Source organism: Streptomyces sp. NPDC006265 (genome assembly GCF_040613555.1).
In the GTDB taxonomy this organism is placed as follows: Bacteria; Actinomycetota; Actinomycetes; order Streptomycetales; family Streptomycetaceae; genus Streptomyces.
Map to the genome: position 1 here is coordinate 1 of NZ_JBEXSH010001099.1, position 2,546 is coordinate 2,546.

2 protein-coding genes are annotated in these 2,546 nt (G+C 72.3%); both read left to right on the forward strand.

Annotation, left to right across the window (positions count from 1 at the left end; genetic code table 11):
- Nucleotides 1-579, forward strand: a 579-nt coding sequence (locus tag ABZ281_RS45735) for an acyl carrier protein (protein ID WP_356664338.1), incomplete at its 5' end; no start/stop codon positions are given.
- A 141-nt stretch (nt 580-720) separates the two neighbouring features.
- Nucleotides 721-2,546 (forward strand): type I polyketide synthase (locus ABZ281_RS45740; RefSeq protein WP_356664340.1); only part of this gene is annotated, 1,826 nt, incomplete at its 3' end.

A 2,546-nucleotide genomic window follows, 5' to 3' on the forward strand; every position in this document is an offset into this window, starting at 1 on the left:
GTCTGGGCGGCGTCGGAGGACGCCGTCCGCGGACTGAACCGCACATTCGACACCATGCTCTCCGCCGACCCCAAGGACGCGGCCCTGGCCGTGACCGACCGCGAACGGGCGCTGGTGGACCTCGTCCGTGGCCGGGTGGCGGCCGTCCTCGGGCATGCCGACCACACGGCGATCGACGCCGACCGGCCGGTCCAGGAACTCGGCTTCGACTCCCTGACCGCCGTCGAGCTGCGCAACCAGCTCGCCACCGAGACGGGACTGCGGCTGCCGACGACCCTCGTCTTCGACCAGCCCACGCCGAGGGCGCTCGCCTCGTACCTGGGCGACCGCCTCACCGTCGAGGAGACCGCGCCGGACGAGCCGGTCCTCGCGGAACTGGCCCGGCTCGAAGCCGCCATCGAGGCGGCCGCCACGGACGCGTCCGCCCACGGCCGGATCACCGCCCGACTGCGCGAACTCCTCGACGCCGCCGACAGCGCGGCCGGGACCCCGACCGGCACCTCGGCCCAGGACCGGGACGAGGACCTGGACTCGGCCACCGACGACGAACTGTTCGCCCTCGTCGACGAACTGAACTGAGCGACGGACCGAACCGAGCGCCCAACCGAACCGAGCGCCGAACTGAACCGAGCGCCGAACTGAACCGAGCGACGGACCGAACTGAGCCGCCACGCCCACTTCGGCACCGATCACCACACGACACACGGGAGTTGACACACCATGGCGGGCGAGGACAAGCTCCGCGACTACCTGAAGAAGGCCGTCGCCGATGCCCGTGAGGCACGTCGGCAGCTGCGGGACATCGAGGACCGGCGGCGCGAGCCGATCGCGATCGTGGGCATGGCCTGCCGCTACCCCGGCGGCGTGTCCTCGCCCGACGACCTGTGGCGCCTCGTGGCCGACGGCACCGACGCCGTCGGCGGATTCCCCGGCAACCGGGGCTGGGACGTGGACGGCCTCTACGACCCGGACCCCGACCGCACGGGCACCTCGTACGCACGTGAAGGCGGGTTCCTCTACGACGCCGACCGGTTCGACCCGGCCTTCTTCGGGATGTCGCCGCGCGAGGCCATGGCGATCGACCCGCAGCAGCGGCTGCTGCTGGAGACGGCCTGGGAGGCGTTCGAGCACGCCGGTATCGACGCCACCACCCTGCGCGGTTCGGACACCGGCGTGTTCACGGGCCAGATGTACAACGACTACGGCTCACGCCCCCACCTGCCGCCGGAGGACTTCGAGGGCTACCTGTTCAGCGGCAGCGCCGGCAGCATCGCCGTCGGCCGGCTCTCCTACACCTACGGCTTCGAGGGCCCGGCGGTCTCCGTCGACACGGCCTGCTCGTCCTCGCTGGTCGCCCTGCACCTCGCGGCCAACGCGTTGCGCAACGGCGAGTGCTCCCTTGCCCTGGCCGGCGGCGTCACCGTGATGTCGACGCCGGTGGCCTTCCTGGAGTTCTCCCGCCTGCGCGGTCTGTCGCCCGACGGCCGCTGCAAGTCGTTCGCGGCCGGGGCAGACGGTGTGGCGTGGGCGGAGGGGGCCGGTGTTCTCGTCGTCGAGCGGCTGTCGGACGCGGTGCGCAACGGGCACCGGGTGCTGGCGGTGGTGCGGGGCAGCGCGGTGAACCAGGACGGCGCCTCGAACGGTCTGACGGCGCCGAACGGTCCGTCGCAGGAGCGTGTCATCCGTCAGGCCCTCGACAACGCCCGCCTCACTCCGGCCGAGGTGGACGCGGTGGAGGCGCACGGCACGGGCACGCGGCTCGGTGACCCGATCGAGGCACAGGCCCTGCTGGCCACCTACGGCCAGGACCGTGAACAGCCCTTGCTGCTGGGCTCGCTGAAGTCCAACATCGGACACGCGCAGGCCGCCGCGGGTGTCGGTGGTGTGATCAAGATGGTGCAGGCGATGCGGCACGGTGTGCTGCCGCGGACGCTGCACGTGGACGAGCCGTCGCCGTTCGTGGAGTGGGACACAGGCTCGGTGGAGCTGCTGACCGAGGCACGTGACTGGCCCGCGCGGGAAGACGCACCGCGCCGCGCGGGGGTCTCCTCCTTCGGATTCGGCGGCACCAACGCGCACGTGATCCTCGAAGAGGCCCCGGCCGCCCCGCCCGCCGGAACCACCGGCTCCCGCACCCTGCCCGTACTGCCGTGGCTCCTGTCCGCCCGCACACCCCAGGCGCTCACCGCCCAGGCCGAACGGCTCCACGCCTTCGCCTCGGCCCCCGGCGCCCCCGACCCCCAGGACATCGCCTACTCCCTGGCCACCACCCGAGCAGGCCTCCCGCACCGCGCCGCGGTCGTGGGCACTGGCCCCGCCGACCTCCTGGACGGCCTCCGCCACCTGACCCCGGTCAGCCCGTCAGGGGGTGCTCTGGCCGTGGTGTTCTCGGGTCAGGGTGCTCAGCGGGCGGGGATGGGGCGGGAGTTGTATGAGGCGTTTCCGGTGTTCGCGGGGGCGTTGGACGAGGTGTGTGGGGTGCTCGATCCGCTGTTGGGTGGCTCTTTGGGGGAGGTGTTGTTCGGGGTTGAGGGGTCGTTGTTGTC